The organism is Amylolactobacillus amylotrophicus DSM 20534 (assembly GCF_001434555.1).
GTDB classification, from domain to species: Bacteria; Bacillota; Bacilli; order Lactobacillales; family Lactobacillaceae; genus Amylolactobacillus; species Amylolactobacillus amylophilus.
The window spans coordinates 1-23,211 of record NZ_AZCV01000005.1; the positions used below are offsets into that span (position 1 = coordinate 1).

Genomic DNA, 23,211 nt, shown 5'->3' on the forward strand with positions numbered 1-23,211 from the left:
TTGACTTCGCTTAAATCTTTAGGGGTTTGACCCCCCGCACACTTAAATCGAAACTTTGTTCAGTTTTCAAAGGTCTACTGTGTCGCTTTCAGCGACTTGATAATTTTATCACATTATTGCGATTATGGCAAGAAAGTTTTTAAAATAATTAACCTTAAAAGACTTGCTTATTTCGCTCAATTTCTCGCTTAGCAACAGTTAATTATGTTACCAAAACCATTGCCCGAATGCAACAAGTTTTTTAAACTTTTTTGCATCCTTGTTACCGCTAACAATGCTTTAAAAGCATACCAAAACCAGAAAAGTTAATCAAGTAATCTCAATGATTTTTTTAACGAAATTTCTGGCCGTCGTACTTGACGACTTGAACAATGTTATCAGTTGAACGGAGTACCGTCAAGCATTTTTGTATTTTTTTAGTGCTTCGCAGACGAAGCCATTCATTTCCGAAGCAAGAGGTGCAAACCCCAGGCGGGTTTTACGCTGTGTCCAGGTATGCTTTGATCCGTACTTACGAGGTGTTGGTCGTTCCTCCATCGCTCTTAAGGACAGGCTGATCTGACCAGAGTATTCATCAATATCGATGATCATCGCTTGGACAGTTTGGCCAACAGTAAAAAGCTGATTAATATTTCCTACATAACCAGACTGACACTCAGAGATATGAATCAACCCTTGGCGTTTATTTGGGAGAAGCAGGAAAACACCATATGGCTGAATACCCTTTACAACTCCGGTAATTTTTTCTCCAATTTTCATCAAAACAATACCTCAAACTCAATTCTAATCTATTTAGCACTTGATTAAAAGAATGAAACTCGTGAACATTAATGTTAAAGTTGATATCACAAAGTCAAAAAGGTGGCAAATATTCATGGAAGAAAATTATGACTTAGCAATTATTGGCGCTGGCCCAGTTGGCCTGTATGCCGGATACTTTGCATCTCTGCACGGGCTTTCTACTGTTATACTTGAAAGCCTTGCACAAGTTGGCGGGCAACCTGCTCAAATTTATCCAGCCAAGGAGTTACTAGATATTCCGGTTTTTTCAAGAATCACCGGAGACCAGCTAACTGCAAATCTTAGTAACCAACTTAGCACGGAATCAGCAACAATTAAAACTAATTACAAGGTAGAGACAATCGATCAGAATAAGGCGGCTGCTGGCTTAATTATAAACGGTGAGCTCTCTGCTAAGAGTATAATTATTGCAACTGGGCTAGGAGCGTTCTCTCCAAAGAAACTGCCGCTCGATATCCCTGAATCTGCAAGACCGCATTTCCATTACTTCATCAAGGATCCAGCTGCCTTCACCAGCAAAAGAGTTGCTGTACTCGGTGGTGGTGACTCTGCCTTGGATTGGGCTGACCTACTTCAACAAAATGGGGTCGACGTTGCCGTCATTCATAGAAGAAACAAGTTCCGTGGTCTCGACAGAACCATCGCTCATTTGAATGATAGTGAGCATGCTGAGCTGATCACGCCTTACCTCCCCATTCAGGTTACGAGCACTCCATCCGGTCAAATTAAGCTCTCGCTAAAGGATGTCACTGAAGGTTCAACACTAGAAGAGACTTTCGACGAGGTACTTGTCGCATATGGATTCAAGACTAAGAATGACTTTGTCGACGATTGGGGCGTCAAAACAGACAACGGTTTTATCCATGTCAATCGCCAAATGGCGACCAACCGACCAGCCATTTATGCAATCGGCGATGCTGTAACTTATGAAAGTCGCGTGCCCATCATTGCCCTCGGTTTCGGCGAAGCCCAGATTGCCATCACCGACATTATGCGCAGTCGTTTTCCAGAGAAGAAAATCACGCTCCATTCAACGAGTATCAAATAAATAATAGAAAAGGATAATAATATGCCAGAACATTTTTACGATAGAACAATTAAGCTACTTGAAAGCAGAGGAGTGACGAAACGCGACTTTGTTGACCTAGTAATTTTTCTCCAGAAAGATTACATCAAAACATTAACACCAGAGATGATCTATGAAAGTCTCGACCTCGTATTGCGGAAAAGAGAAGTACAAAATGCGATCATGACCGGCATTCAGCTTGACCTACTAGCAGAGGAAAAGAAACTATTCTCACCACTACAGGAAATTATTGAGAAGGACGAGGGGCTGTACGGAATTGATGAAGTAATGTCATTCTCAATCACTAATCTTTATGGCTCAATTGGCTTTACAAATTATGGCTATATAGATAAAGTTAAGCCTGGTATTCTAGCTATTCTAAACGACAAATCAACTGGCAAAGTTAATACTTTCTTAGATGACATTGTTGGGGCAATCGCTGCAGCTACCGCCAGTCGTCTTGCTCATAAGAATCCGAAACTAGAAGACGACAACATCTATTCCAACTAAGGAGCACGCATGCAACTAATCGACTTCATATTAAATATTGACCAACATCTCGTTGGAATTGTAAATAACTTCGGTAATTGGACTTATCTCATCTTATTCCTCATCATCTTTATCGAGACAGGTTTGGTTGTCTTCCCCTTTCTACCGGGTGATTCCCTGATCTTCGCCGCCTCTGCTATGGCAGCAAACCCGAAGTACGCCCTAAATATCTGGTTGGCCTACTTCATCTTTATACTCGCTGCCATCCTGGGCGACACGATTAACTATGAAATTGGTCGTTGGTCAGCTAAAAAAGGAAGCGAGAAAAATTGGTTCAATAAGCTAATCAATCAGGACAAAAGAGCAGCAGCGGAACACTTCTTTGAGCAACACGGCGGGAAGACGATCGTAATTGGTCGTTTCATCCCTTTCATCAGGACTTTCGTCCCCTTCGTTTCGGGTGCGGGTAAAATGTCTTACCGTCACTTCATCGCCTATAACTTTCTTGGCGGATTTCTCTGGGTCAGTCTGTTCAGTATCATCGGCTACTTTTTTGGCAACTTTCCCGTTGTCCAGGACCACTTCTCACTAATTGTAGTGGCAATTATCTTAGTCTCTGTCGTTCCAATTATAATTGTCTATCTTCGCAAGAAAATCACACAAAGGCGCCAACTTCGTTAAACAGGCAATAAAAATAAAGCATGATAAATGAGCTAGTTCTCACTCGTCATGCTTTTTCGTTTGGTGCTGAATAGAAAAGAGCCGAAGTAGATTTCATATAATACTAGAAACATTACGAAGCAACTCGCGAAAAAGTTCTCCGACAAGACATTAATAATCGGATCGGTCACTGGATCAAAGAGCCAGTCGCTGTTGTGAAAGAATATTCCGTGGAAAAAGACAAAGAATGCATCGAAATTCATTGACGCAAAAGGAACGACCACCACGGGTAGAACCATGAATAACAACGCCATTTTTTTATCTAAGCGAAAGTCAATTCGCTGATACTTAGCAATAATGAGCGCTGCCAATAACAGCAAAAAGATTGCTAACACCAGTTGAAAAAGATTCTTCACCTCATAAAAATGACTGGCAGCAGAGACTGATGTTGGTAAATCGCGCATTCTTAGTGTTTTAACAAATGGTGATAGTAAGTAAGCCATTAAATCATTATAATTACCCATTACTTGCTTAACCGATAAGGAAACCAACTTGTTCAGGTGCTCACCTTTCAAGAACAGGTAGAGGAGTGGCCAGCTCAATAAGATAGTACCCACAATTGCTGTCACGAAACCAAACAGCAATTGCGTTAAACTGCGAAGGATGCCCGGTTCACGCGTTCTCATAGTTTCCACTCCGTTAGGTCATTAATTTCATAAGTTGGTTTAATCGGTTGTTGGGCCACCTGATTTTTCGTTGACACACCAGTGTAGACTAAGAGGCTATCGAGTGCACTGTTGATACCCGCCTTAATATCAGTGTCATAGTTATCGCCAACTAGAATGACATCATCTCTTGCAACGTCCAATTGTTTTAAGGCCATATCTACAATAATCCGTTCAGGTTTACCAATATATAACGCCTTTTTCTGGACGGCTGCTTCAACGAATGCGATCACCGAGCCAGCACCGGGCACCAGTCCCTCTTCATTTGGTAAGTTTTTATCGGCATTAGTACCAATGAAGTTACTACCGCTTCTGATAGCCAGAACAGCCTTCTTGACCTTGTCATACGTTAGGTCGTTGTCGAGGCCCACGACAACGTAGTCAGGGTGTTCGTTATCCAACACAAATCCGGCCTGCAAAAGCGCCTGATAAAGGCCAATCTCGCCCACGATATAGACCGAAAGTGGTTTCTTAGTGTCTGCTTTGTCTAGTAGGTAATCACGTGTGGCTAAACTCGGCGTGTAGATTTGGTCGACGGTGGCAGTAATCCCATGTCCTGCCAACTTATCCACCACCATTTGCCGCGTTCTGGTGGTGTTATTTGTCAGGAACAAATAGGGAATTTCTGCGTCCTGTAGTCGCTTGATAAAGTCTGTTGCTTCCGGTATTGACTCGGTACCCCGGTAGACTGTACCGTCCAAATCAATCAGATATCCCCTGTACTGTTTATGTTTATGATTCACTTGTGTCCCTCTTCTTTATGACGAAGCTGTGTCGTCTTCTTTTGGTTGTTTTCTCGGCAACTTTACCTGTTAAATTGGTTTTCTTCACAGGCTGCTCGTTGTGCCGTTTCTTATTTCTTGCTGGTACCTTAATTTTTTTCGGTGTTAGTGACTCCAAGACAAAAAAGGCGACACCTGGATTCAGATACTCGTAAATGTAATCCTCTATCGTTTCAACCCGCTTATCCAGGTTGATCTTATTCGATGTTCCCTTGAAAAAACCCTTTAGCCGCAGTTTATCACTAGAGACATCGCCCACTAAATAATCATATTTGTCCAAAAAAGGATCAAACTTTAATTTCAATAATTCGCTATCTAACGCATTGCGGTAATTCGTTACGACGCGGTACTTTAACTGGTTAATGACGACAAACTCCGGACTCACTAAAACTACATCTGCCGGTGCATGCCTGACCTTAACCTTATTTTCTTCTTGATTTGACACCCTATTCATCCTCTAATTTATATTTGTGACTCAGATAATCGGCAACCACTTGCCTGAAGAACTTCGGAAAGTAGAATTTCGTTTCTCCCATAATTTCAATGGTGGGAAAGAACGGTATAAACACGTAATGATCAAGCAGCGCAATGTAGTAATCACGCTCCGTATCAATCTCTTGTCCTTCTACATAAACTGTTCTCGTAGCTTGATCAACCTCAATTCCGAGGTACTTAATCTCACCAAATATTTTCCCCCGGAAGCTCATACCCTTGATTTTAAAATTCCGCAAAAAATTACGGTTTTTCTCCATCTCCATGACTAAACGCCAGAGGTCTTCACCGCGTAGCTTAACCCGAACAACATGCATCGGATGTGGTAAGCCTTGGTGCAAGTCGTTCATTGTTAATAGTCCTGGCTGTAACTGTTGCACGAATAATCCCGTGTTTAAAATAGCTAAGTTTGTTCCAGCGGTTTGGGCAATTGCATGGAGCGCGTCTGCCATCTCTGTTTTTTTAGCAGCATATGAGGCTGGTAAAGTTGCGACGTGCTCATGCGCGAGTAATGCTTCACCCCGTTCAACATAGCCCGCAATTTCCTTTGCATCCCCCGGAAGAGTTTGCAAATCCGCCGTTTTAACTGTATTAACCTGCTGCTGCACCAATTGGTGATTGACATCGAACTCTAAGCGAATATCACCAATATACCGGCCCCACTTTCCAGCAGCAGCAAGCATCGATTGATTCACCACTAGACCGTTCTCTAACAGATGGTGTGTGTGTGAACCGATAATGAGATTTAGTTCCTTAAACTCATTAGCCAGATACTTATCCATGGTAATGCCTAGATGGCTCAGCAGGATTAGGTAATCATACTGTCCCCTAAGTTCGGCTAGCAGTCCTGGCAATACATCCGTAATCAAATGGATGTCCCACCCGTTTGGTTCGTACGTCAGGGGATATGCAGCCGTCAAGCCGAGTACAGCAATCCTAGTTCCCATTTTTGTTGTAATAATCTTGTAGGGCTGACAAAACGCCGGTCGTTTGCCATCTTGCTCAAACAAGTTCCCCAATAAAATATCGAAATTTGCGTGATCGAACAGGTGCTCAAGAATTGCATGCGGATTACCGATGCCTTCGTTATTGCCAATGGTCGCCCCATCATAGTGCACATTATTCATCAACTCAATGTTAATACCGCCATCAGTTGCATCGGTCAGAGGATGACTCCTATCCATGAAATCGCCCAGATCAAAAGTAAGTGTCTGGGAAACAGTCTCATCCTTTTGTGCGCGTTCGATGTAACGTCTAATCACCGGCCAGTTTTCAAAATGTGAATGCAAATCATTTGTATGCACAATGCGAATTGATTCCATTATAACTCCCTAACCAATATGGTTCGTCTGTAAGATAAGGTTAAACGCATCGGCAATCGGTCCCTCTGGTTTAGCCCACTCTTCCCAACTAGTTAACTGTAAACTTGGAAATTGATAGGTCTCATTGATATACTCCTCATAAGTTACTAGACTTTTACTACGGGGAATATTTAGTTGTAAGATTCTGACACTTTTGATTAATCCCTTAATTGCCGCAGCCTCCGCCACGCCATTCATCATGATATTTGCAACTTCGTAGTAGCGCGTTCCGTCAACACGCGTAATCTCTTCAATTAGATCAAATGTCTGATATGTTTCTGCCACAAGAATCTCCATCCTTCAAAAAATTCATCTGAATTGCGAAATAGAAAAAAAACGGCATCCATGCTACAGTAAATATCTGTAAGGTGGTGAAACAGATGCGTAAATTCTCTTTTTTTGTTTTTGCATTAATTATCTGGGTGACCCAAAGTGGGTTCACCGTCGTCGGTCATCGTGGAAATCCCGTCAAAGTTGCAGAGGAGACAATTGCTAGTTTCGACTCAGCATTCTCCGATGGTGCGGACTATGTCGAATTGGACCTTCATGTTTCAAAGGACAATCAATTAGTAATTTCACACGACCGAGATTTACAACGAATCACCGGTACATCTGCTATTGTATCACAAAATAATTTCGCCTATTTAAGTACATTACACCAGGCTAACGGCGAACCAATGCATACCCTCAACCAGATTTTCGCTTACTACGCAGAACGTCCCGAGACTAAATTCCTTATCGAGACTAAGAAAACCAAGTACAACAATCCAAAGAACATGGAGCAATTACTGGTGGAGACGATTGAGCAATATCACATGGCAGATCGAGTCTTAGTCCATTCCTTCAGCTACAAGAGTCTGAAATCACTCAGCAAACTCATGCCTGGCCTACCTTTAATTTTCATCGTTGGCTCTCTTAAACGGATCAACTTTGATGTACTATCTTATGTTGACGGCATCAACATCTCATCGAAGCTAGTGAATAGCAAGCTAATCTCGCAACTTCATTCATTAAACAAGAAAGTCTTTGTTTGGGATGAGATGCAGGAAAATCCGGCACAGTGGAATTGGCTAGTTAACTTACCCATTGATGGCGTCGTGACTAACTACCCCTCGACAGGATTTCAGTACAAATTGGCCAAGGATGGCACCAAAGAGTATCGGGTTGACCGAGATGCAGTCGTCGTTTCTAAGGCGCCGCTAACCACACGGGTGAATCCCTACGTCGATCTTGGTACCAACAAGACCGTTCCACCATTTAGAAAAGTTCACGTAGACTCTGCGGTCATCGTCAACCATCGCACATTTTATCAGCTCGAAAATGGTGAGTTTATTCCCGCAGACACGGTTAATTTCAATCTCGATGAGAGAAACTATCTCCCTTACATCAATCAGAAAATAATCTTAAAAGCTGGCGGAGCTAACTCCCTTTATGATAATCCGCTCACCCCCACCAAGGTCGTTGGTAAGCTAACTGCTAATACCCCATTAAGTATCGTTGGCATGAACACCTCCGGCGGTGAGACGTGGTTTGAAACTACCCACGGGTGGATACAGGGAAAAAACGTGCTAATCTACGGGATTTTTCCGGACGAACACGCGGACCTATCCACTCAAATATTTTTTGCTCAGAAACCCGCAAAAAGGCTTTCAAACATTAGCTTACAACAGGCGATTGTGGCTCCTTTAAACCAGTTAAACCAGAAATTTATTAAATATTTCGCTATTTCGAACCTCGCGTTTAGTAGTATTAATGATAGAATTAAACTATCGAAATTTTAGGAGGTACTAGAGCATTGACATTAGATTACAAAAAGTTAGCTGAAGAGAAACGCACAGAATTAATGCGCGATTTAAAAGACATGGTTGCAATTGATTCATCGCGCGACCTGGCAAATAAGACAGCTGAATTTCCTTTAGGACCTGGTCCTGCAAAGGCACTAGCAAAATTCTTAGAAATTGCTGCGCGAGATGGCTTTAAGACCGCCAATATTGAAAATGTGGCTGGTCGGGTCGAGTTTGGTGAAGGAGACGAGACTCTCGGGATCATTGGTCACATGGATGAAGTTCCTGCAGGTGATGGTTGGGTCACGGATCCATTCACTGTGACAGCAAAGGACGGTAAGCTGTACGGTCGTGGTGTGGCTGACGACAAAGGTCCTAGCCTCGCTGCCTACTACGCATTAAAGATTTTGAAAGAACAGGGCGTTAAATTAACTAAGAAAATTCACTTCATCGTCGGTACAGATGAAGAAAATGACTGGACCGGGATAAACCGTTACCTTGAAACGGAACCTAGACCTGACTTCGTCTTCTCACCAGATGCAGAATTTCCAATTATCAATGGTGAGAAGGGAATTGTATCCTTTGAACTAACATTCAAAGGTGTTGCAAACACCGGCAAGGACAAGCTGGTTTCCTTTAAATCTGGTCTGGCAGCAAACATGGTTCCGCAAACTGCTCAGGCAACCATTAATTCGGCTAACTTCGCAGCAATCAAGCCGGCATATGAAAAATTCCTGGCCGAAAATCAACTAACCGGAACATTTGAACTTAACGGTGATAACGCAACAGTTGTGCTAAACGGCCAAGGTGCTCACGGATCAGAACCAGAACTTGGTAGAAATGCCGCTACTTTCTTAGGCCTCTTCCTCAGCCAATTTGATTTTGCTGGTCGTGATTTAAACTACCTAAAGACAATTTCCTCCTTCTTGCACGAGGACTTCACGGGGAGCAAATTAGGCATCAATCATCATGATGACTTGATGGGTGAACTATCCAGTGCACCTAATGTCTATGACTACGATTCTGATAATGCCACAATCTTAATTAATGTTCGTTATCCAAAAGGAACTACACCAGACGAGATGGTGACTACCATTAATGGTAATCTTGGAGAATTCGCTACGGCAGCAGTCAAGGGACATAATCAAGGACCACACTACGTCAGTGGTGAGGATCCGCTAGTTAAGACCCTACTCGCAGTTTACGAACACCAGACCGGTAAACCTGGTCATGAGACAATCATTGGCGGTGGAACCTATGGTAGAATCTTCGATCGTGGTGTAGCATTTGGGGCCCAACCAGAAGATCAGCCAAACGTCATGCACCAACCAAACGAGTATATGCTGGAAGAAGCATTAATTGATTCTGTGGCAATTTACACGGAAGCAATCTACGAATTGACCAAATAGTATGTTAAAAGACAGTTACATCTGTCTTTTTTTATGCGGCAAAAAAATAAATAAGTTATAATGGAAACACTAATTCAAAAAGGGTGTTAAATTGAATAAAATCAACGAACTATTGGCACAGGTCAAACAAATTGCAATGAGGATATGGCACCAGCTTAGTGCGGTGTTTAACCGTTTGCGACAAAGCATCATGACCCTACCAAGGGTCAGCAAATACGCCAACGAGAGTAACGCTAGCAAGGGCCAATTTTACTTAGGTACCGTGTACCTAACTATTAAAGGTATTGTTAAACGTTTTTTTCTTGTGCTCATTTTCGGTGCCTTTCTCGCTTTGGGTATTGGAATTGGCTTCGCCGTCGGCCTACTTCAAGATCAGCCCGTACCCTCGATTGCCCAACTAGATAAGCAGATAAACCATCCGGAACAATCCTCCACACTCTACTATGCTGACATGCAGAAGATTTCCGACATCAAATCGGATATTAAGGCGACCCATATCAGCAAAAATAAGCTTACACCGCTAGTTAAACAGGCGGTCATCTCCACCGAGGATGAGACATTTTACGATCATTCTGGTGTGCTTCCTAAGTCACTAATCCGCGCTATTTTCTCCGAACTAACGGGTATCGGTGTAAGAACCGGTGGTTCTACCCTCACCCAACAGTTGGTTAAGATGCAGTTTCTCACTAACCAAACCACTTGGAAGAGAAAAGTAATCGAGATGTTTTTTGCCAAGAAGATTGAGGCACACTTCAGCAAGGACGAAATCCTGAATGCATATCTAAACGTTGTCCCGTTCGGTAAGAACAGTTCCGGCCAGAATATCGCGGGAATAGAGGAGGCTACTATAGGGATTTTCGGCAAAAAAATTGCGGATCTTACCCTCCCACAGGCTGCCTTTATTGCCGGCCTACCTCAAAGTCCATCTGCCTACACCCCATTCACCATCACGGGAAAATTAAAGAAGGACTACTCACTTGGTTTGAAACGAAAGAACATCGTCCTTTTCCGGATGTACCGCAACGGAAATATCACAAAGAAGGAATACACAGCAGCAAAGAACTATGACCTCGCACAAGATTTCGCACAGCCGCAAAAGACTTCACAAGTCAATGGCTACAATAATTACCTCTATAATCTGGTCGCTAATAAAAGTGTCGAGTTGATCGCAAAGTCGCTCATCAGGCAGAATAAAGAGCGAGTAGCTGATGTTGTCAAGGACGAGGCAGAATACAACCAATACCTTGCTCAAGCTAGCGAAATTTTGAAACAAAAGGGCTATCACGTCAAGACAACTATTGATAAGAATATGTACGCTATCATGAGTCAGACTGTTGCTAATGCCGAACTAGGAACGGTGCACACGACCACCAACTATGACACCTCACTGAATCGTAACGTCAATATAACCGAGAAAGCACAGAACGGCTCCGTAATGATTGATAACGAGACCGGCCGAGTAATTGCTTTTGCTGGTGGCGTAGACTTCGAGAATTCACAAGTCAATCATGCATTTAACACGTACCGTTCTCCCGGTTCATCGATTAAACCCTACCTTGTTTATGCTCCCGCAATTGAGAACAAATTGATTGGTACGAAGACAGTATTACCCGACTTTCCAACCAACTATGGTAGCTATATACCAACCGACTATGGCCAAAGTGTTGAGAATCGCTTCATCAGTGCCGATGAGGCCCTAAGAATGTCCTATAATCTGCCCGCTGTTAGTTTGTTCAACGAAGTACGCAAGCAAACCCCAGTTCAGGAATATATGCAAAAACTTGGTTTCAACATCGAGAATAGCGAATTTAAACAGCTAGGACTCGCACTTGGTGGCACTAAGTATGGCTTCTCCGTAGCGGAGAACGCAGCTGCCTTTGCCTCTTTCTATAATGACGGTGCAAGAAGTGAACCATATTATATCGATCAGATTACTGATCCTAGTGGTAAAGTAATCTATCAGCATCACACAAAGAAGACGAAGGTCTTTTCTAAGGGAACAGCCTATATTATGCAGAAAATGCTGCATGAGGTAACGACGCAGGGTACCGCTGCACAACTAAGTTACGGTTTGAATTTCGACACCAGTAACCTGATTGGCAAAACCGGTACAAGTAACGACTACAGAGATATCTGGTTCAACGGTGCAACACCCGGCGTCACAATCTCATCATGGATGGGCTACGATAACTTCTATGGTCACACGTATACACTGAGCGATAACGCCAGTTCTGTTAACATGAGCCTGTGGACTGAGATGGTCAATCAGCTGTATGCAACTAATCCTAAGATATTCAAGTTAGACAAAGCCAGTGAGAAACCTGCTACTGTACATTCTCATGGAGTTTTGCGTCAAACTGGAACCAAGGCGGGTTCAGTGAACTATGACGGAGCCACGGTAAAGCTCACTGGATCAATGACCACTAGTCTGAGCCTCTCAACACACGCACGAGCAGCATCTGCTAAGTTCTCCGTCGGGGCAAACAAGAAGGATTATGATCTATTTTTTGATTATAAATTAGGCAAATTAAGTAATTATGGAACTAGGCTGTACTACACAGGTGAAACCATTAATACGAAAGAAAATGTTGCTGATCTGTTTGTGGATAACAAGAACTCTGCTCTGAACGAAAATTATTATGGAACAAACATTACACCTCCTTCTACTCCTAGTGCCAATACTGAGGTTGAAGGAAACGACGAAGAACCACAGACCACAGGTGGAACACCACCAACTAACTCTAACGAGAACCAACCGGCTGGTAATACGACTACCAACCAAACAGGTGCAGGCTCCAATGCAGAGTCACCGAACCAGAATACCCAACAACCTAGCCAGCAAACGAATCCGCCAGAAACAACTGGCGGCAACAACTAGTTTCAGCTGGTAGTTGCGCCGCAATGCAAAAAAAAGGAATTAACGTTTTGCCGTTAATTCCTTTTTTTGTTATCTGTCAGTGAGTTAATTATTTAGTACTATTACGCTTTGAAATAGAATATGGCAATGTAACATGCTCCTCATCGAGTTCCTCGTTATTAATCAATTTAGTGAGCATTCTCATACTTACAGCGCCGATATCATACAACGGCTGTTTGATAGCAGTCATACTTGGTCGGACAATTTTAGAGATAATCGTGTTATTGGCAGAAATGATCTCTAAATCGGCTGGTACGTCCACCCCGGCGTCCAGGGCGGCATTCATTAACCCAGCAGCGGTCACATCTCTCGTCACAATCATTCCGTCAACATTATTTGCCTTAATCTTCTCATACAAATCGTAACCATCTTCGTAGCCAAAGTTATTCGGGAAGATCAAATCAGCGCTGTCGGTCAATCCTAGTTTGGTGGTAGCTTCAGCGAAGGCCTTCATTCTGTAAGAACGGTTAATATCCGCATCCTCTTTGCCAACAACCAGGGCAAGTTTCTTACGCCCATTGTTAGCCAGCAATTCCACTGCCTCAGTAATTGATGCTTGGTAGTCGATATTGACAGTTGGTAACTTAGATTCAGCATCAACTGTACCGGCTAGGACAACTGGCGTCCTGGTACGCGTGAAAGCGTCTCTTGCAATCGTAGAGAGCTCATTTGTCATGTAGATAACTCCATCTACCTGCTTGCTTAAAAGCGCTGAGATGACATCTTCTTCACGATTTACGCTAGTATCAACACTTGTAATAATAATATTGTATTTATACATAGTCGCAATATCGTCAATTCCCTTCGATAACTCGGAGAAATAAAGGTTATTAAGTTCAGGCACAACTAGACCAATCATTGTCGTTCTCTTACTTGCTAGTCCGCGAGCAACCGCATTTGGCTGGTAGTTAAGTCTATCAATAACAGCAAGTACTTTTTGACGTGTATCATCACGTACATTCTTATTACCGTTAACAACACGGGAAACAGTTGCCATAGAAACTTTAGCTTCTCGAGCTACGTCGTAAATTGTTATTTCTTGTTTTTCCATCGTTATTCTCCGCTTTCAATCGTCTGCACTTCTCTAAAATAACAAACATACCAAAAATTTGCAAGCGGTTACTAGCTGTTTTTTCGTTTACTTGCAGATGATTATGCTATACTTTTATTATCACGAGAAAAGAAGGTTACAAATTATGATACAACTTGATAAATTACAGAAATGGCTCCAGGATACTAACACCGATGTGGCGTATATTAGTGATCCCGTCAATGTGAATTATTTCAGTGGCTACGGTTCTGACCCAGAGGAACGTGTGCTTGCACTCTTTGTTTTCAAAGATGCAGCCCCATTTCTATTTACCCCTCAACTAAACGTCGAGGAGGCTAAGAACTCCGAGTTTGATTCCGATGTATACGGCTACCTTGACCATGAAAATCCCTTTAAGATTATAGCAGAAAGAATTAAAGAGCGGACAAATCATTTTGAAAAATGGGCAATTGAGAAAGATAATTTATCGGTTTTCCGTTATCAAGCAATCAAAACAGCTTTTCCAACCGCCTCATTCACACAGGATGCATCTCGTTTCATCGAACAGACGCGGCTCTATAAGACACAACAAGAAATTGCCATCATGGAACAAGCCGGTGCGGACGCCGATTTTGCCTTTGAGGTGGCTTTCAACGCGGTCCAAACAGGCGTCTCCGAGCGTGGTCTGGTTGGTCAAATTGAATATGAACTGAAGAAACGCGGCGTGATGGAAATGAGCTTCGATACAATCGTTCAGACCGGTGCTAATGCCGCCAATCCACACGGTGGGCCAACTTTGAGTACAGTTCAGCCTAACGAACTTATCCTGTTTGATCTTGGTACTGTTAAAAACGGCTATATGAGCGATGCAACCAGAACGGTCGCTTATGGTACACCAAGCGATAAGGCGCTAGATATCTTCAAGGTTTGTCTTGAGGCGAATCTCACCGCGATGGATAAGGCTAAGCCTGGTATCACCGCTGCTGAGCTAGATGCCGTTGCGCGGGACATCATCACTAAAGCCGGTTATGGTGAATACTTCAATCACCGTCTCGGCCACGGTATTGGTAAATCGACCCATGAATTTCCTTCACTCATGGAAGGTAACGACATGGAGTTAGAACCAGGAATGTGCTTCTCAATCGAACCAGGTATCTACATTCCAGGTGTTGCCGGTGTCAGAATTGAAGACTGTGGGCACCTAACAGAAAATGGCTTCGTACCATTCACACACACGCCTAAAGAGCTTAAAACAATTGCAGTTCACTAAAACAAAAAATCACACAATCAAATGTGTGATTTTTTGTTTACCAGAATAATTAGTCTTTATCTTGCTCTTGGTTTAATTCATTTAAAATTCTGTCATTGTCAGTCGGGTCATCATTGAAGGCCTCTGTGTCATCGATGATGATATCGTCGAAATCTGTTAACTCTGAATCATCGTTCACAACCTGTTTAGGAAACGATTGTAACTGACTCTTAATCAGATCAGTGGAGTTATCATACTTTTTCTTGAGATTGTCAAGGGTTTCACCAGACACACTGGACACCTTACTCTCGGCTTGATTCTTTAAGTCTAGAGCCTTGTCTTTTAAATCCTTCGTCTGGTTCTTCACTGAATCAGTTAATTCTTCAACAGTATCGGGTGTGAGCAAGGTTGTGGCAACGAGACTTGCAGCAGCACCGACCACCACACCAAACACAAAACTTCCAAATTTAGACATATGCATTCTCCTTATTTAACTTCTTCTGAATTTTTCTTCTTTGGCATCACTTTTTTTAAAATCGTACCGGCAACACCAGCCTTCGTAGCCGTTCCGCTGAAACCTGACACACGATGAACGATATTCTTAGAGCTCGTGTTAATATCAGAGACGCTCTGACCAAGGTCAGCAGCAGCAACGAATACAGGATCAAGCGTTTGAACCTTACCGTTAACGTCATTCAGTAAAGTATTTGACTTAACCAGGAGACCTTCGACTTGTTGTGATAAGGCATCGACATTGTTAGTCACCTGCTCCACCGTCTTATTAGTGGTAGCAACGGTTCGGCTTACTTCCTTCATGGTCTTTGCAGTCCTAACCAAGACTGGAATTAAAAATAAAACTAAAATAAGAAATGCAACGGCTGCAATTAGTCCTGCTAGTGCACCAAGCGATATATCCATGATTAAATCCTCCAGATTTTTTCTATTATTTAAAGTCTAGCATTATTCAAACGTAGTCGCAATTTTATTCGTAGCGGATTCAAAAATAAATTTGTAATTTTATAGACGGGGAAATTCGAAAGATAATTCTTCAACCAGCTTAAATTCGCGTGTATAATACTGTACCCGAAACGAGTCGGCAGCAACATCGATTATGGCGTAAGTACCACCAATTCTCGCATATTCTCCCCTAGGTAAACTGATTGAGCCAGGATTAACAATGAGTACGCCATAATCAATCATCGTCAGCAGTTGATGTGTATGCCCGTAGATAATGATATCTGCATCCTGCTCTCGTCCCGCTAAATAAATAGTATTAAGGCCGAAGTTCACGTTATATTTATGGCCATGGGTCACGAATACCCTTGCTTCTGGTAAATCTAAGTTAATGGAAACGGGAAAGTCGGTTCCATAATCCATGTTCCCAACAACAATTTGAAAGTCCGCGATCAGCGGATTCCGAGGGTAAAACTCCGAGTCACCGGCATGAATCAGCACATCGACCTCACCCGCATAGCGCTTTGCTAGCGCTGTTAGAATCTGGTCATCACCATGTGAATCACTCACAACCAATAACTTACTCATTTACGTCTACACTTTCCAACCATTGGGGTAAGGCAGCCACTAAAGCACGGATGGCCTTGCCACGGTGGCTAACTTCGTTTTTCTCCATCGCAGTCATACTAGCAAAGGTTTTGCCCTTATCCGAGACATAGAACAGCGGATCATAGCCAAAACCGTCGCTACCCTCTGGCACAGTCAAGATTGTGCCCTTGGCTTCACCGGTCACGACCAAATCATCGTCAAATTTTCCCGGCCAGCTAAACACAATCACTGTTTTGAAACTTGCGGTACGCTTATCTTCCGGCACACCGCCCAGTTCAGCCAGCAACTTTGCATTATTACGGGCATCGTTATGTCCCTCACCGGCATAACGAGCAGAATAGATACCCGGTTGACCATTCAAGTAATCAACCATCAAGCCAGAATCATCCGCGATTGTGGGTAGTTGAGAATAGTTGGCCAGCTGATGAGCCTTTAACGTGGCATTTTCCTGGAAGCTTCTTCCTGTTTCGTTGACCTCTGGCGGATTAGTTAAATCCTGATTAGTAATTAGTTGATAGCCCATTTTTGCAAAAACAGGAGCGATTTCTCGGATCTTTCCCGGATTATTCGTGGCAAACAATACTTTTTTCATTTCAAATTATTTCCTTTACAGTCACTTTATATCTACGCATCTAGCACGACCTTGTTTGCCGTCAAATTCTGGTCGTGTAACCACTTTTTGGCAACTAGGGCAAAATGAGTTGGTTCACCGGTGGTGAAATACTCCCGCTCCACATCGTCGCCTGTCCGGAGCAATCCTCTCTGGCGCAGAACATTTCTGGTGTAGATCGCTGTCTGATCTGCTGGATCAACCAACCGCACTTCACTTGAAACATTCTTTTGAATCTGCTCCGCAATCAGTGGATAATGGGTGCATCCGAGCACTAGAGTGTCAATATCACTATCGGCAAATGGTTGTAAGCTATCCACCAATTCCTGATTGATTGGCGTCACTTCGTTACCAGATTCAATCAACGGTACCAGTTTGGGTGTAGCGAGACCCATTACTTGGGCACCTGCAAGTCTAGAACCGATTTCCCTCTCGTAGGCCATTGAATCGATCGTTGATCTCGTCCCGATTATTCCCACGTGACCGTTTTGCGTAACCTTAGTTGCTGCTAAGCTTCCTGATTGAATCACACCAATAACCGGAATGTCTAATTGCGGCGCAATCTCATCGAGAGCGGCGGCTGTAGCCGTGTTGCAAGCGAAGACAATTGCCTTAACGTTTTTTTTCAATAAAAAATGAACCATCTGCCACGTAAATTCCTTAATTTCTGCTACCGAGCGGTCACCGTATGGTAGACGAGCCTGATCAGCAATAAAGACCAAGTTTTCCTCGGGCATTAGTTCAATAACTTTTCTCACGACAGTCAGGCCACCTAGGCCGGAGTCGAGTAATCCAATAGGTCTATTTTCCAATATATCACCAGTTTCATCTTTCTGTTTTTATTATTGTGGATTTAGGGTAAAATATCAAGTTATAGACGTGATTTTAGGAGTGAATACATTGACTGTATCTGAAGAGCAAACATATTTTCTGAACCAACTTTACCGTGATTTCTTATTACCCACCATTCTCGGTTCAGATAATCGCGATATTCTCTACTGGGCAGGTAAGAAACTAGCTAGGCAATATCAACTCGATAACGTAAAAGACCTCCCGGACTTCTTCACCATTGCCAGCTTTGGCACACTAAAATTGATTTCTACTAAGCCTAAGAAGCTGCAATTTGAACTTTCCGGGACCGTAGTTACGGACAGAATTGCCGCTAAATCAACAGAATTTAGTTTAGAAGCAGGTTTAATTGCCGAAACAGTCTCATTAGAGAACGGCCACACTGCAGAGTCCCAGTTCACTATCGATGAGAAGAGCCATACCGTTACCATTGATGTTGTGATTGATTTGAAAGATTAAACGCTACATCCATAACAACCATAAAAAAGGCGTCAATTGGCAAAAAGTCAATTGACGCCTTTATATTGATTAATCTGTGTATTGGTTTAAGATTTCCATTAATTTCTCTTTTGGTGTGTAACCAACGAGTTTGTCAACGACTTCTCCATCCTTCTTGATGAGCAAAGTAGGAATTGCCATGATCCCAAATTCTTGGGGAGTCTTTTGGTTCTCATCGACATCCATCTTAACGAATTTCACTTCGTCCATTTCCTCGGCAAGCTTGTCCACAACAGGACTCTGCATCTTACATGGACCACACCATGTTGCCCAGAAGTCTGTGAGTACAACGCCTTCACTTGTCTCATCAACGAAATTTTGATCTGTTACTTCTGTAACCATTTTTATTACCTCATCTATTTCATTTGTATATTTTTTATTCTACCATGTCGCTTACTTTTTGCAAGTTAACTGCTCAGAGTACTGATTAAATAACTTTCTTACTTGAATTCGACGATCGTCGCACCGGAACCACCTGAACCTTCAGGCGCATAGCCGAAGCTCTTGACGCGCTTATTTCGCTTCAGATACTGCTGTACTCCCTGTCTAATAGCGCCGGTCCCGATACCGTGAATAATTGTTGCACTATCGATTCCTGCTAGTAACACAGAATCAATATAACGATCTAGCTCTGTCATTGCCTCATCATAACGCTTACCACGTAGGTCTAGGCTCGAGGATGTACTGCTTCTCTTAAGCGGACTAGTATGTGAAATCTGGCGTTCAGGTTGTTTGCCGGTTTTTGCGACTTGATTTGTTTTTTCAAGATCGGCTTTTTTAACTTTGACCTTCAAGGCCCCAATCTGAACCTCGAACTCTGCATCAGACAGTTTCCGTGTTACCTGACCAAACTGGCCGTAACTCAGTACCTTAACCTCGTTCCCCACCTTAATCTGCTGCTGTTTCTTCGCCCGTTTCAATACCCTATTGTGTGCCAGATTCTGATCACGTAACTGATTCAACGCACCCTTTGCGGCAATTAACTTATCATCCTTGACCGTTGCCGCCCCTTGGTCGCGTGCTGCTCGTAATTGATCAATAATCTTATCTGATTTATCTTGGGCATTTCTAATGATCTCATCAGCCTTTTGCTTAGCGGCGTCCAGCTGTTTCTGCTCTCTTTGGTGATAGAATTCGAGTGCCTGTGTCAATTCATCCCGTAGTTTAACGGTCTGCTCAAGCCTTGATTCATACAATTTCTTAGCCTGAGTTGCTCCCTTTGTCTGTATATTCAATTTCGTGATCATCGAGTTCAAATCACTATCATCACTATTCATGAATCCACGTGCCTGTTTTACAATGGCTTTTGGCATCCCTAGACGCTCCGCAATCGCGAAAGCATTACTGTGACCAGGAATTCCTATTTGCAGGTTAAATGTCGGCGACAAGGTGGCTAAGTCAAACTCCATGCTAGCATTAGTCGTTCGCTTACGGTCATATCCGTATAACTTCAGCTCTGGATAGTGGGTGGTTGCGGCAACCTTACTATGTTTCGCCCTGACCGTATCCAGAATAGCGATTGCCAGCGCCGCTCCCTCTTCAGGGTCGGTTCCAGCGCCAAGTTCATCGAACAAAACAAGGCTATCCTCGTCATTTTGAGCAAGAATCTTAATGATGTTGTCCATGTGCGAGGAGAAAGTACTCAGGCTCTGCTCAATCGACTGCTCATCACCAATATCCGCAAAAATTTCCGTGAAAACACCGACCTGACTGTTCTCGTGTGCCGGAATGAATAAGCCAGACTGCGCCATCAACTGGAGCAAACCCAGAGTTTTCAAAGTAATTGTTTTACCACCCGTGTTCGGGCCAGTAATAAGCATCGTGTCGAACTTCAGGCCGAGATTAATATCGTTTGGTACAACCTTCTTTGGGTCAATCAAAGGATGTCTTGCCTGAATCAGATTAATTTGATGTGCGTCATTAACTTGTGGTTCCGTGGCCCGCATTTGATCCGCCAAACGGGCTTTTGCCTGCAAGAAATCTAGTTCTACTAGTGCATCTGTCGTTACCGTAATTTCTGTGACGAAATCACCCGCCATTGACGATAATTCTGCCAGAATCCGTTTCACCTCAGCGCGTTCTTGAGCCACAATTTCCTGGAGCGAGTTATTAAACTCAACGACGCCCTTTGGTTCAATAAATAGGGTCTGACCACTGGCGCTTTGATCATGGACCACACCGCCAAACTTATACCGGTATTCCTGACGGACAGGAATGACGTATCTTTCGTCTCTAATCGTGATAATTTGCTCACTTAAATATTTACTCTCGGAGCCGTGCAAATAGCTGTCCATCTTCTGCTTAATGCTTGCTTCCATCCGGACAAAGCTATGCCGAATTGAACCCAGTGCGCTACTTGCTGTATCTAGAATCGTTCCATCAGCTTCCAATGAGTCTTTCAGTCTCTTGTACAACTTTTCGGGAATCACAAGCTCCTGTTGCAGTTGATCTAATGCTGATAAATCTAACTCGTCGTGATCCGCTAAAAAGCGTTTGACATCAGTTGCAATTCGCAGAACAAGTAAGATGTTTCCTAACTCATTGGCGTTTAGTTCTGCCCCGATCTTCAATCGTTTAATTGCTGGCGCAACGTCTTGAAAGTTCACTATTGGTAGACTACCCATTACGCGCAGGACATTTGTCATCGCCAACGTCTCATTAATAGCAGACCGTACTTCTTCTAAATCAGTCTGCGGCATGAGTGCCCTTGCACGCAATTTTGCCGCATCGGTCACCGCTAGTCCGGCTAAGCGGTCTAGAATCTTTGCGAATTCCAGTGTATTTAATATTTTTTCGTTCATAATTTCCAATCTCTAACTTAAAAAAAGACCATGGTGGTCTTTTAGATTATTCCAATAAATAGTTTTGTATAAAAAGCAGACCAAGGGAATGTGGCACGAGTTAAGAACTTAGCCAAGAATGAGTGTTCAATCATCCGTTGTACCCCTTCAAGCGGAATCATCGATAGCAACGCCAGTACCAGGCTAATCAGTGCTCCAGCAACTATCAGGCCTAAAATTATTGCCAAAATACTACTTAGGTTGTGTTGAAGACCAATATCCACATACCGTAACTTAGCAAATCCCCTCAGCAAAATACCTATTAGCAGCCAAATCAATAAGAGTACTACGGAAAAGGCAATCCCGGCATAAAATGCTTTATCTAAGTTTAATCCAAGTGTTTGCGAGAAGAAAACAAATTTGCTTGCAGCAGTTGCCGAGGGGTAGGGTACCCACAACGAGACGAGTGGAATGAACAATCTGTACAGAAGTGCAGCTAAGAGAAAGCTGACCACAAATGTGATTGTGATGACTCCCTGGTAGATTAACCCACGTCTGTACGCCACATAGCCAAAGATGATAAAAGTAATGATGATTAATAAACTTAACATGTATTAGTCTGATTCCTGCTTCGTTAGTTTTGCGGGGACATTTGAATCGTCGAATAGATCACCATCGATCACCGAGTCACGCTTGTCCTCCCACTGGGTGTTTTTTGGTGCGTGCGCGTGATCCTCAGAATCGACCCGATCCTGTTTCAAGAAAGTGCTCACGGCATTGAATGCCAGTAGGACACTTGCTTCTTCCAGGGTAATTCCGGGCGAGAGACGTTTTAACTGCGCCAGCTGTTCATTGAGGTAGTTTGTGACGGCCGCCATATGTTCCTCACTACCCGGTCCGACAATGATATAATTCTTCTCACCAATTTTGGCCTTGTACCTTCTTTTCTGCATCGCACACCTATCAAATTTGTCTCAAGTACACATTTACTGAATAAGTACATTCTAACTCTTTTAGAATGTTGACGCGACCACAGTTTTTATCCGTAAAAAAAGACTAGTCGTAACTAGTCCTCATTTCTTACTCACCACTCAAACGATCATCATCTAGGAAAGTATTCAAGACACCTTCAACCATGTCCCATTCCGCTTCCGTCTCAATCTCGTGGAGGTCACCACTTGTTGCGTCACCTGCTTCATCCGCGTCAAAGCTAAATGCTTGAATCTCCACGTCTTCTTCATCAACAGTCGCTGCTGGGTAGAGTAAGACGTATGATTTCTCATAATCGTCAGAATAAAATGTGAAGAGAACTTCAAATAATTCTTCATTGCCCTTCTCGTCAACCAAAGTAATTTGACGATCTTCCTCGGGTAGGTTGCTCTGATCATTAATTTTAACAGCCATTAATTTACTCCATTTCTTTGTTGGTCGAGATAATTCTGTAGGATGAGCGTTGCCGCTAACTTATCAATCACGAGCTCTCGATCTTCGCGACGGACATTCCCCTCTTCAATTAGCATCCGCTCTGCTTGAACGGTCGTTAATCTTTCATCGTTGTAGAACACAGGTAAGCCAAACTTAGTTGCCAGCCGCTTGCCATAACTTTCCGCCTTCAGAGCACGCTCTCCAACGGTATTGTTCATGTTCTTCGGCAGGCCGACTACGAAACCGTCAACTTCATATTCTCTGACCAGTTTCTTCATTCTGCGCATGCCGAAGTTCTCGGTCTCTTCATCAATCGGAATTATCTCAACACCCTGGGCAATAATACCCAACTGGTCACTGACAGCAACACCGACTGTTTTGGACCCGACATCTAACCCCAATAAGCGCATTACTTCGACTTACCGAGATAGTTCTTGACTAGTTCTTCAATTATTTCATCACGTTCATGTTTCAGAATCATGTTCCGTGCGTCATTATGCCGTGGAATATAGGCGGGATCACCAGACAGTAAATAACCAACAATTTGATTAATTGGGTTATAGCCCTTCTCTTCCAAAGCAGTATAAACATCGGCAAGTGTATCATGCACATTCTTGCCTTTATTCTCGTTAAAATCAAAGTGCATTGTCTTATCTAATGAGCTCATTTCTATACCTCCCCATTCATTGTTCATTCTACTGTAAACGCCTTATGAAAACAA

General features: G+C 43.0%; 26 protein-coding genes and 1 pseudogene. 8 read left to right on the forward strand and 19 right to left on the reverse strand.

Features of this window, described 5'->3' with window-relative positions; translation table 11 throughout:
* Positions 1-396: 396 nt before the first annotated feature.
* Complete coding sequence (locus FC62_RS05655) at positions 397-759, reverse strand: CvfD/Ygs/GSP13 family RNA-binding post-transcriptional regulator (RefSeq protein WP_075362774.1); 363 nt, start codon at positions 757-759, stop codon at positions 397-399.
* A 139-nt stretch (positions 760-898) separates the two neighbouring features.
* Here FC62_RS05655 and FC62_RS05660 point away from each other — a divergent pair, with 139 nt between their 5' ends.
* From FC62_RS05660 to FC62_RS05670, 3 genes are read left to right on the forward strand one after another with little or no spacing between them, the layout of a single operon-like run.
* Positions 899-1,849 carry an NAD(P)/FAD-dependent oxidoreductase gene (locus FC62_RS05660; protein WP_174795627.1) on the forward strand — a complete coding sequence of 317 codons (951 nt, stop codon included), beginning with the start codon at positions 899-901 and terminating at the stop codon, positions 1,847-1,849.
* A 21-nt stretch (positions 1,850-1,870) separates the two neighbouring features.
* Positions 1,871-2,377, forward strand: coding sequence for a phosphatidylglycerophosphatase A family protein (locus FC62_RS05665; protein ID WP_054745575.1), 507 nt, complete (start codon positions 1,871-1,873; stop codon positions 2,375-2,377).
* 9 nt (positions 2,378-2,386) lie between these two features.
* On the forward strand, positions 2,387-3,037 hold the full coding sequence (locus tag FC62_RS05670; protein ID WP_056946441.1) for a DedA family protein: 651 nt from the start codon (positions 2,387-2,389) through the stop codon (positions 3,035-3,037).
* A gap of 32 nt (positions 3,038-3,069) precedes the next feature.
* Here the strand turns inward: FC62_RS05670 and FC62_RS05675 are convergent, their stop codons facing one another.
* Genes FC62_RS05675 through FC62_RS05695 form a run of 5 tightly spaced genes read right to left on the reverse strand, consistent with a single transcriptional unit; the run spans position 3,070 to position 6,661 of the window.
* Positions 3,070-3,702, reverse strand: a complete 633-nt coding sequence (locus FC62_RS05675; protein ID WP_056946443.1) for a TIGR01906 family membrane protein — start codon at positions 3,700-3,702, stop codon at positions 3,070-3,072.
* Positions 3,699-4,484 carry a TIGR01457 family HAD-type hydrolase gene (locus FC62_RS05680; protein WP_054745573.1) on the reverse strand — a complete coding sequence of 262 codons (786 nt, stop codon included), beginning with the start codon at positions 4,482-4,484 and terminating at the stop codon, positions 3,699-3,701. The genes FC62_RS05675 and FC62_RS05680 overlap by 4 nt, the downstream gene beginning before the upstream one ends.
* On the reverse strand, positions 4,474-4,968 hold the full coding sequence (locus tag FC62_RS05685; RefSeq protein WP_056946445.1) for a YutD family protein: 495 nt from the start codon (positions 4,966-4,968) through the stop codon (positions 4,474-4,476). The genes FC62_RS05680 and FC62_RS05685 overlap by 11 nt, the downstream gene beginning before the upstream one ends.
* A gap of 1 nt (position 4,969) precedes the next feature.
* Positions 4,970-6,337: a bifunctional metallophosphatase/5'-nucleotidase gene (locus tag FC62_RS05690; protein WP_056946447.1), complete on the reverse strand. Its 1,368-nt coding sequence runs from the start codon at positions 6,335-6,337 to the stop codon at positions 4,970-4,972.
* A 9-nt stretch (positions 6,338-6,346) separates the two neighbouring features.
* Entirely contained in the window at positions 6,347-6,661 is a 315-nt protein-coding gene (locus tag FC62_RS05695) for a hypothetical protein (protein ID WP_054745569.1), read from the reverse strand.
* A gap of 95 nt (positions 6,662-6,756) precedes the next feature.
* On the opposite strand from FC62_RS05695, the gene FC62_RS05700 reads away from it, so the two are divergent.
* The 3 genes from FC62_RS05700 to FC62_RS05710 all read left to right on the forward strand — a co-directional run bounded on the left by FC62_RS05700 (position 6,757) and on the right by FC62_RS05710 (position 12,447).
* On the forward strand, positions 6,757-8,157 hold the full coding sequence (locus FC62_RS05700; RefSeq protein WP_056946449.1) for a glycerophosphodiester phosphodiesterase: 1,401 nt from the start codon (positions 6,757-6,759) through the stop codon (positions 8,155-8,157).
* Positions 8,158-8,171: 14 nt separating this feature from the next.
* The gene (gene pepV, locus FC62_RS05705; protein ID WP_054745565.1) at positions 8,172-9,569 is read left to right on the forward strand and encodes a dipeptidase PepV; all 1,398 of its coding nucleotides are present in this window, start codon (positions 8,172-8,174) and stop codon (positions 9,567-9,569) included.
* 136 nt (positions 9,570-9,705) lie between these two features.
* Positions 9,706-12,447: a transglycosylase domain-containing protein gene (locus FC62_RS05710; protein ID WP_056946779.1), complete on the forward strand. Its 2,742-nt coding sequence runs from the start codon at positions 9,706-9,708 to the stop codon at positions 12,445-12,447.
* Positions 12,448-12,535: 88 nt separating this feature from the next.
* Here the strand turns inward: FC62_RS05710 and ccpA are convergent, their stop codons facing one another.
* Positions 12,536-13,537, reverse strand: a complete 1,002-nt coding sequence (gene ccpA / locus FC62_RS05715) for a catabolite control protein A (protein ID WP_054745563.1) — start codon at positions 13,535-13,537, stop codon at positions 12,536-12,538.
* Between the two features lie 148 nt (positions 13,538-13,685).
* On the opposite strand from ccpA, the gene FC62_RS05720 reads away from it, so the two are divergent.
* Positions 13,686-14,786 carry a M24 family metallopeptidase gene (locus FC62_RS05720; protein ID WP_054745597.1) on the forward strand — a complete coding sequence of 367 codons (1,101 nt, stop codon included), beginning with the start codon at positions 13,686-13,688 and terminating at the stop codon, positions 14,784-14,786.
* Between the two features lie 49 nt (positions 14,787-14,835).
* Here FC62_RS05720 and FC62_RS05725 read toward each other — a convergent pair whose 3' ends face one another.
* The 5 genes from FC62_RS05725 to murI form a co-directional block, all read right to left on the reverse strand.
* On the reverse strand, positions 14,836-15,240 hold the full coding sequence (locus tag FC62_RS05725; RefSeq protein ID WP_054745561.1) for a YtxH domain-containing protein: 405 nt from the start codon (positions 15,238-15,240) through the stop codon (positions 14,836-14,838).
* An 11-nt stretch (positions 15,241-15,251) separates the two neighbouring features.
* On the reverse strand, positions 15,252-15,677 hold the full coding sequence (locus tag FC62_RS05730) for a DUF948 domain-containing protein (RefSeq protein ID WP_056946782.1): 426 nt from the start codon (positions 15,675-15,677) through the stop codon (positions 15,252-15,254).
* Positions 15,678-15,782: 105 nt separating this feature from the next.
* Positions 15,783-16,307, reverse strand: a complete 525-nt coding sequence (locus tag FC62_RS05735; RefSeq protein ID WP_054745559.1) for a metallophosphoesterase — start codon at positions 16,305-16,307, stop codon at positions 15,783-15,785.
* The gene (locus FC62_RS05740; protein WP_056946451.1) at positions 16,300-16,920 is read right to left on the reverse strand and encodes an XTP/dITP diphosphatase; all 621 of its coding nucleotides are present in this window, start codon (positions 16,918-16,920) and stop codon (positions 16,300-16,302) included. The genes FC62_RS05735 and FC62_RS05740 overlap by 8 nt, the downstream gene beginning before the upstream one ends.
* Positions 16,921-16,952: 32 nt before the next feature.
* The gene (gene murI / locus FC62_RS05745; protein WP_056946453.1) at positions 16,953-17,750 is read right to left on the reverse strand and encodes a glutamate racemase; all 798 of its coding nucleotides are present in this window, start codon (positions 17,748-17,750) and stop codon (positions 16,953-16,955) included.
* Between the two features lie 88 nt (positions 17,751-17,838).
* Here murI and FC62_RS05750 point away from each other — a divergent pair, with 88 nt between their 5' ends.
* Positions 17,839-18,246, forward strand: coding sequence for a YslB family protein (locus FC62_RS05750; protein ID WP_054745557.1), 408 nt, complete (start codon positions 17,839-17,841; stop codon positions 18,244-18,246).
* Positions 18,247-18,315: 69 nt separating this feature from the next.
* Here FC62_RS05750 and trxA read toward each other — a convergent pair.
* The 7 genes and pseudogenes from trxA to FC62_RS05785 form a co-directional block, all read right to left on the reverse strand.
* A pseudogene (trxA, locus tag FC62_RS05755) lies at positions 18,316-18,654 on the reverse strand (thioredoxin); the annotation flags it as partial.
* 71 nt (positions 18,655-18,725) lie between these two features.
* The gene (locus FC62_RS05760; RefSeq protein ID WP_056946458.1) at positions 18,726-21,086 is read right to left on the reverse strand and encodes an endonuclease MutS2; all 2,361 of its coding nucleotides are present in this window, start codon (positions 21,084-21,086) and stop codon (positions 18,726-18,728) included.
* Between the two features lie 41 nt (positions 21,087-21,127).
* Positions 21,128-21,676: a CvpA family protein gene (locus tag FC62_RS05765; RefSeq protein WP_054745555.1), complete on the reverse strand. Its 549-nt coding sequence runs from the start codon at positions 21,674-21,676 to the stop codon at positions 21,128-21,130.
* A 3-nt stretch (positions 21,677-21,679) separates the two neighbouring features.
* The gene (locus FC62_RS08010; protein WP_075362775.1) at positions 21,680-22,018 is read right to left on the reverse strand and encodes a cell division protein ZapA; all 339 of its coding nucleotides are present in this window, start codon (positions 22,016-22,018) and stop codon (positions 21,680-21,682) included.
* A gap of 127 nt (positions 22,019-22,145) precedes the next feature.
* On the reverse strand, positions 22,146-22,469 hold the full coding sequence (locus FC62_RS05775; RefSeq protein WP_054745553.1) for a DUF1292 domain-containing protein: 324 nt from the start codon (positions 22,467-22,469) through the stop codon (positions 22,146-22,148).
* The gene (ruvX, locus tag FC62_RS05780; RefSeq protein ID WP_054745551.1) at positions 22,469-22,900 is read right to left on the reverse strand and encodes a Holliday junction resolvase RuvX; all 432 of its coding nucleotides are present in this window, start codon (positions 22,898-22,900) and stop codon (positions 22,469-22,471) included. Before ruvX ends, FC62_RS05775 begins: the two co-directional genes overlap by 1 nt.
* A complete protein-coding gene (locus tag FC62_RS05785) occupies positions 22,900-23,157 on the reverse strand; it encodes an IreB family regulatory phosphoprotein (protein ID WP_054745549.1) in 258 nt (85 codons plus the stop codon). Before FC62_RS05785 ends, ruvX begins: the two co-directional genes overlap by 1 nt.
* Positions 23,158-23,211 lie beyond the last annotated feature (54 nt).

Bases quoted from the DNA above. Each gene is read 5' to 3' on its own strand.
- FC62_RS05710 (WP_056946779.1), top strand. From the start codon at position 9,706: ATGAGGATATGGCACCAGCTTAGTGCGGTGTTTAACCGTTTGCGACAA.
- FC62_RS05670 (WP_056946441.1), top strand. From the start codon at position 2,387: ATGCAACTAATCGACTTCATATTAAATATTGACCAACATCTCGTTGGA.
- FC62_RS05775 (WP_054745553.1), bottom strand. From the start codon at position 22,469: ATGGCTGTTAAAATTAATGATCAGAGCAACCTACCCGAGGAAGATCGT.
- FC62_RS05765 (WP_054745555.1), bottom strand. From the start codon at position 21,676: ATGTTAAGTTTATTAATCATCATTACTTTTATCATCTTTGGCTATGTG.
- FC62_RS05675 (WP_056946443.1), bottom strand. From the start codon at position 3,702: ATGAGAACGCGTGAACCGGGCATCCTTCGCAGTTTAACGCAATTGCTG.
- FC62_RS05785 (WP_054745549.1), bottom strand. From the start codon at position 23,157: ATGAGCTCATTAGATAAGACAATGCACTTTGATTTTAACGAGAATAAA.
- FC62_RS05740 (WP_056946451.1), bottom strand. From the start codon at position 16,920: ATGAAAAAAGTATTGTTTGCCACGAATAATCCGGGAAAGATCCGAGAA.
- FC62_RS05690 (WP_056946447.1), bottom strand. From the start codon at position 6,337: ATGGAATCAATTCGCATTGTGCATACAAATGATTTGCATTCACATTTT.
- ccpA (WP_054745563.1), bottom strand. From the start codon at position 13,537: ATGGAAAAACAAGAAATAACAATTTACGACGTAGCTCGAGAAGCTAAA.
- FC62_RS05655 (WP_075362774.1), bottom strand. From the start codon at position 759: ATGAAAATTGGAGAAAAAATTACCGGAGTTGTAAAGGGTATTCAGCCA.
- FC62_RS05700 (WP_056946449.1), top strand. From the start codon at position 6,757: ATGCGTAAATTCTCTTTTTTTGTTTTTGCATTAATTATCTGGGTGACC.
- FC62_RS05735 (WP_054745559.1), bottom strand. From the start codon at position 16,307: ATGAGTAAGTTATTGGTTGTGAGTGATTCACATGGTGATGACCAGATT.
- FC62_RS05760 (WP_056946458.1), bottom strand. From the start codon at position 21,086: ATGAACGAAAAAATATTAAATACACTGGAATTCGCAAAGATTCTAGAC.
- FC62_RS05725 (WP_054745561.1), bottom strand. From the start codon at position 15,240: ATGTCTAAATTTGGAAGTTTTGTGTTTGGTGTGGTGGTCGGTGCTGCT.
- FC62_RS05665 (WP_054745575.1), top strand. From the start codon at position 1,871: ATGCCAGAACATTTTTACGATAGAACAATTAAGCTACTTGAAAGCAGA.
- ruvX (WP_054745551.1), bottom strand. From the start codon at position 22,900: ATGCGCTTATTGGGGTTAGATGTCGGGTCCAAAACAGTCGGTGTTGCT.
- FC62_RS08010 (WP_075362775.1), bottom strand. From the start codon at position 22,018: ATGCAGAAAAGAAGGTACAAGGCCAAAATTGGTGAGAAGAATTATATC.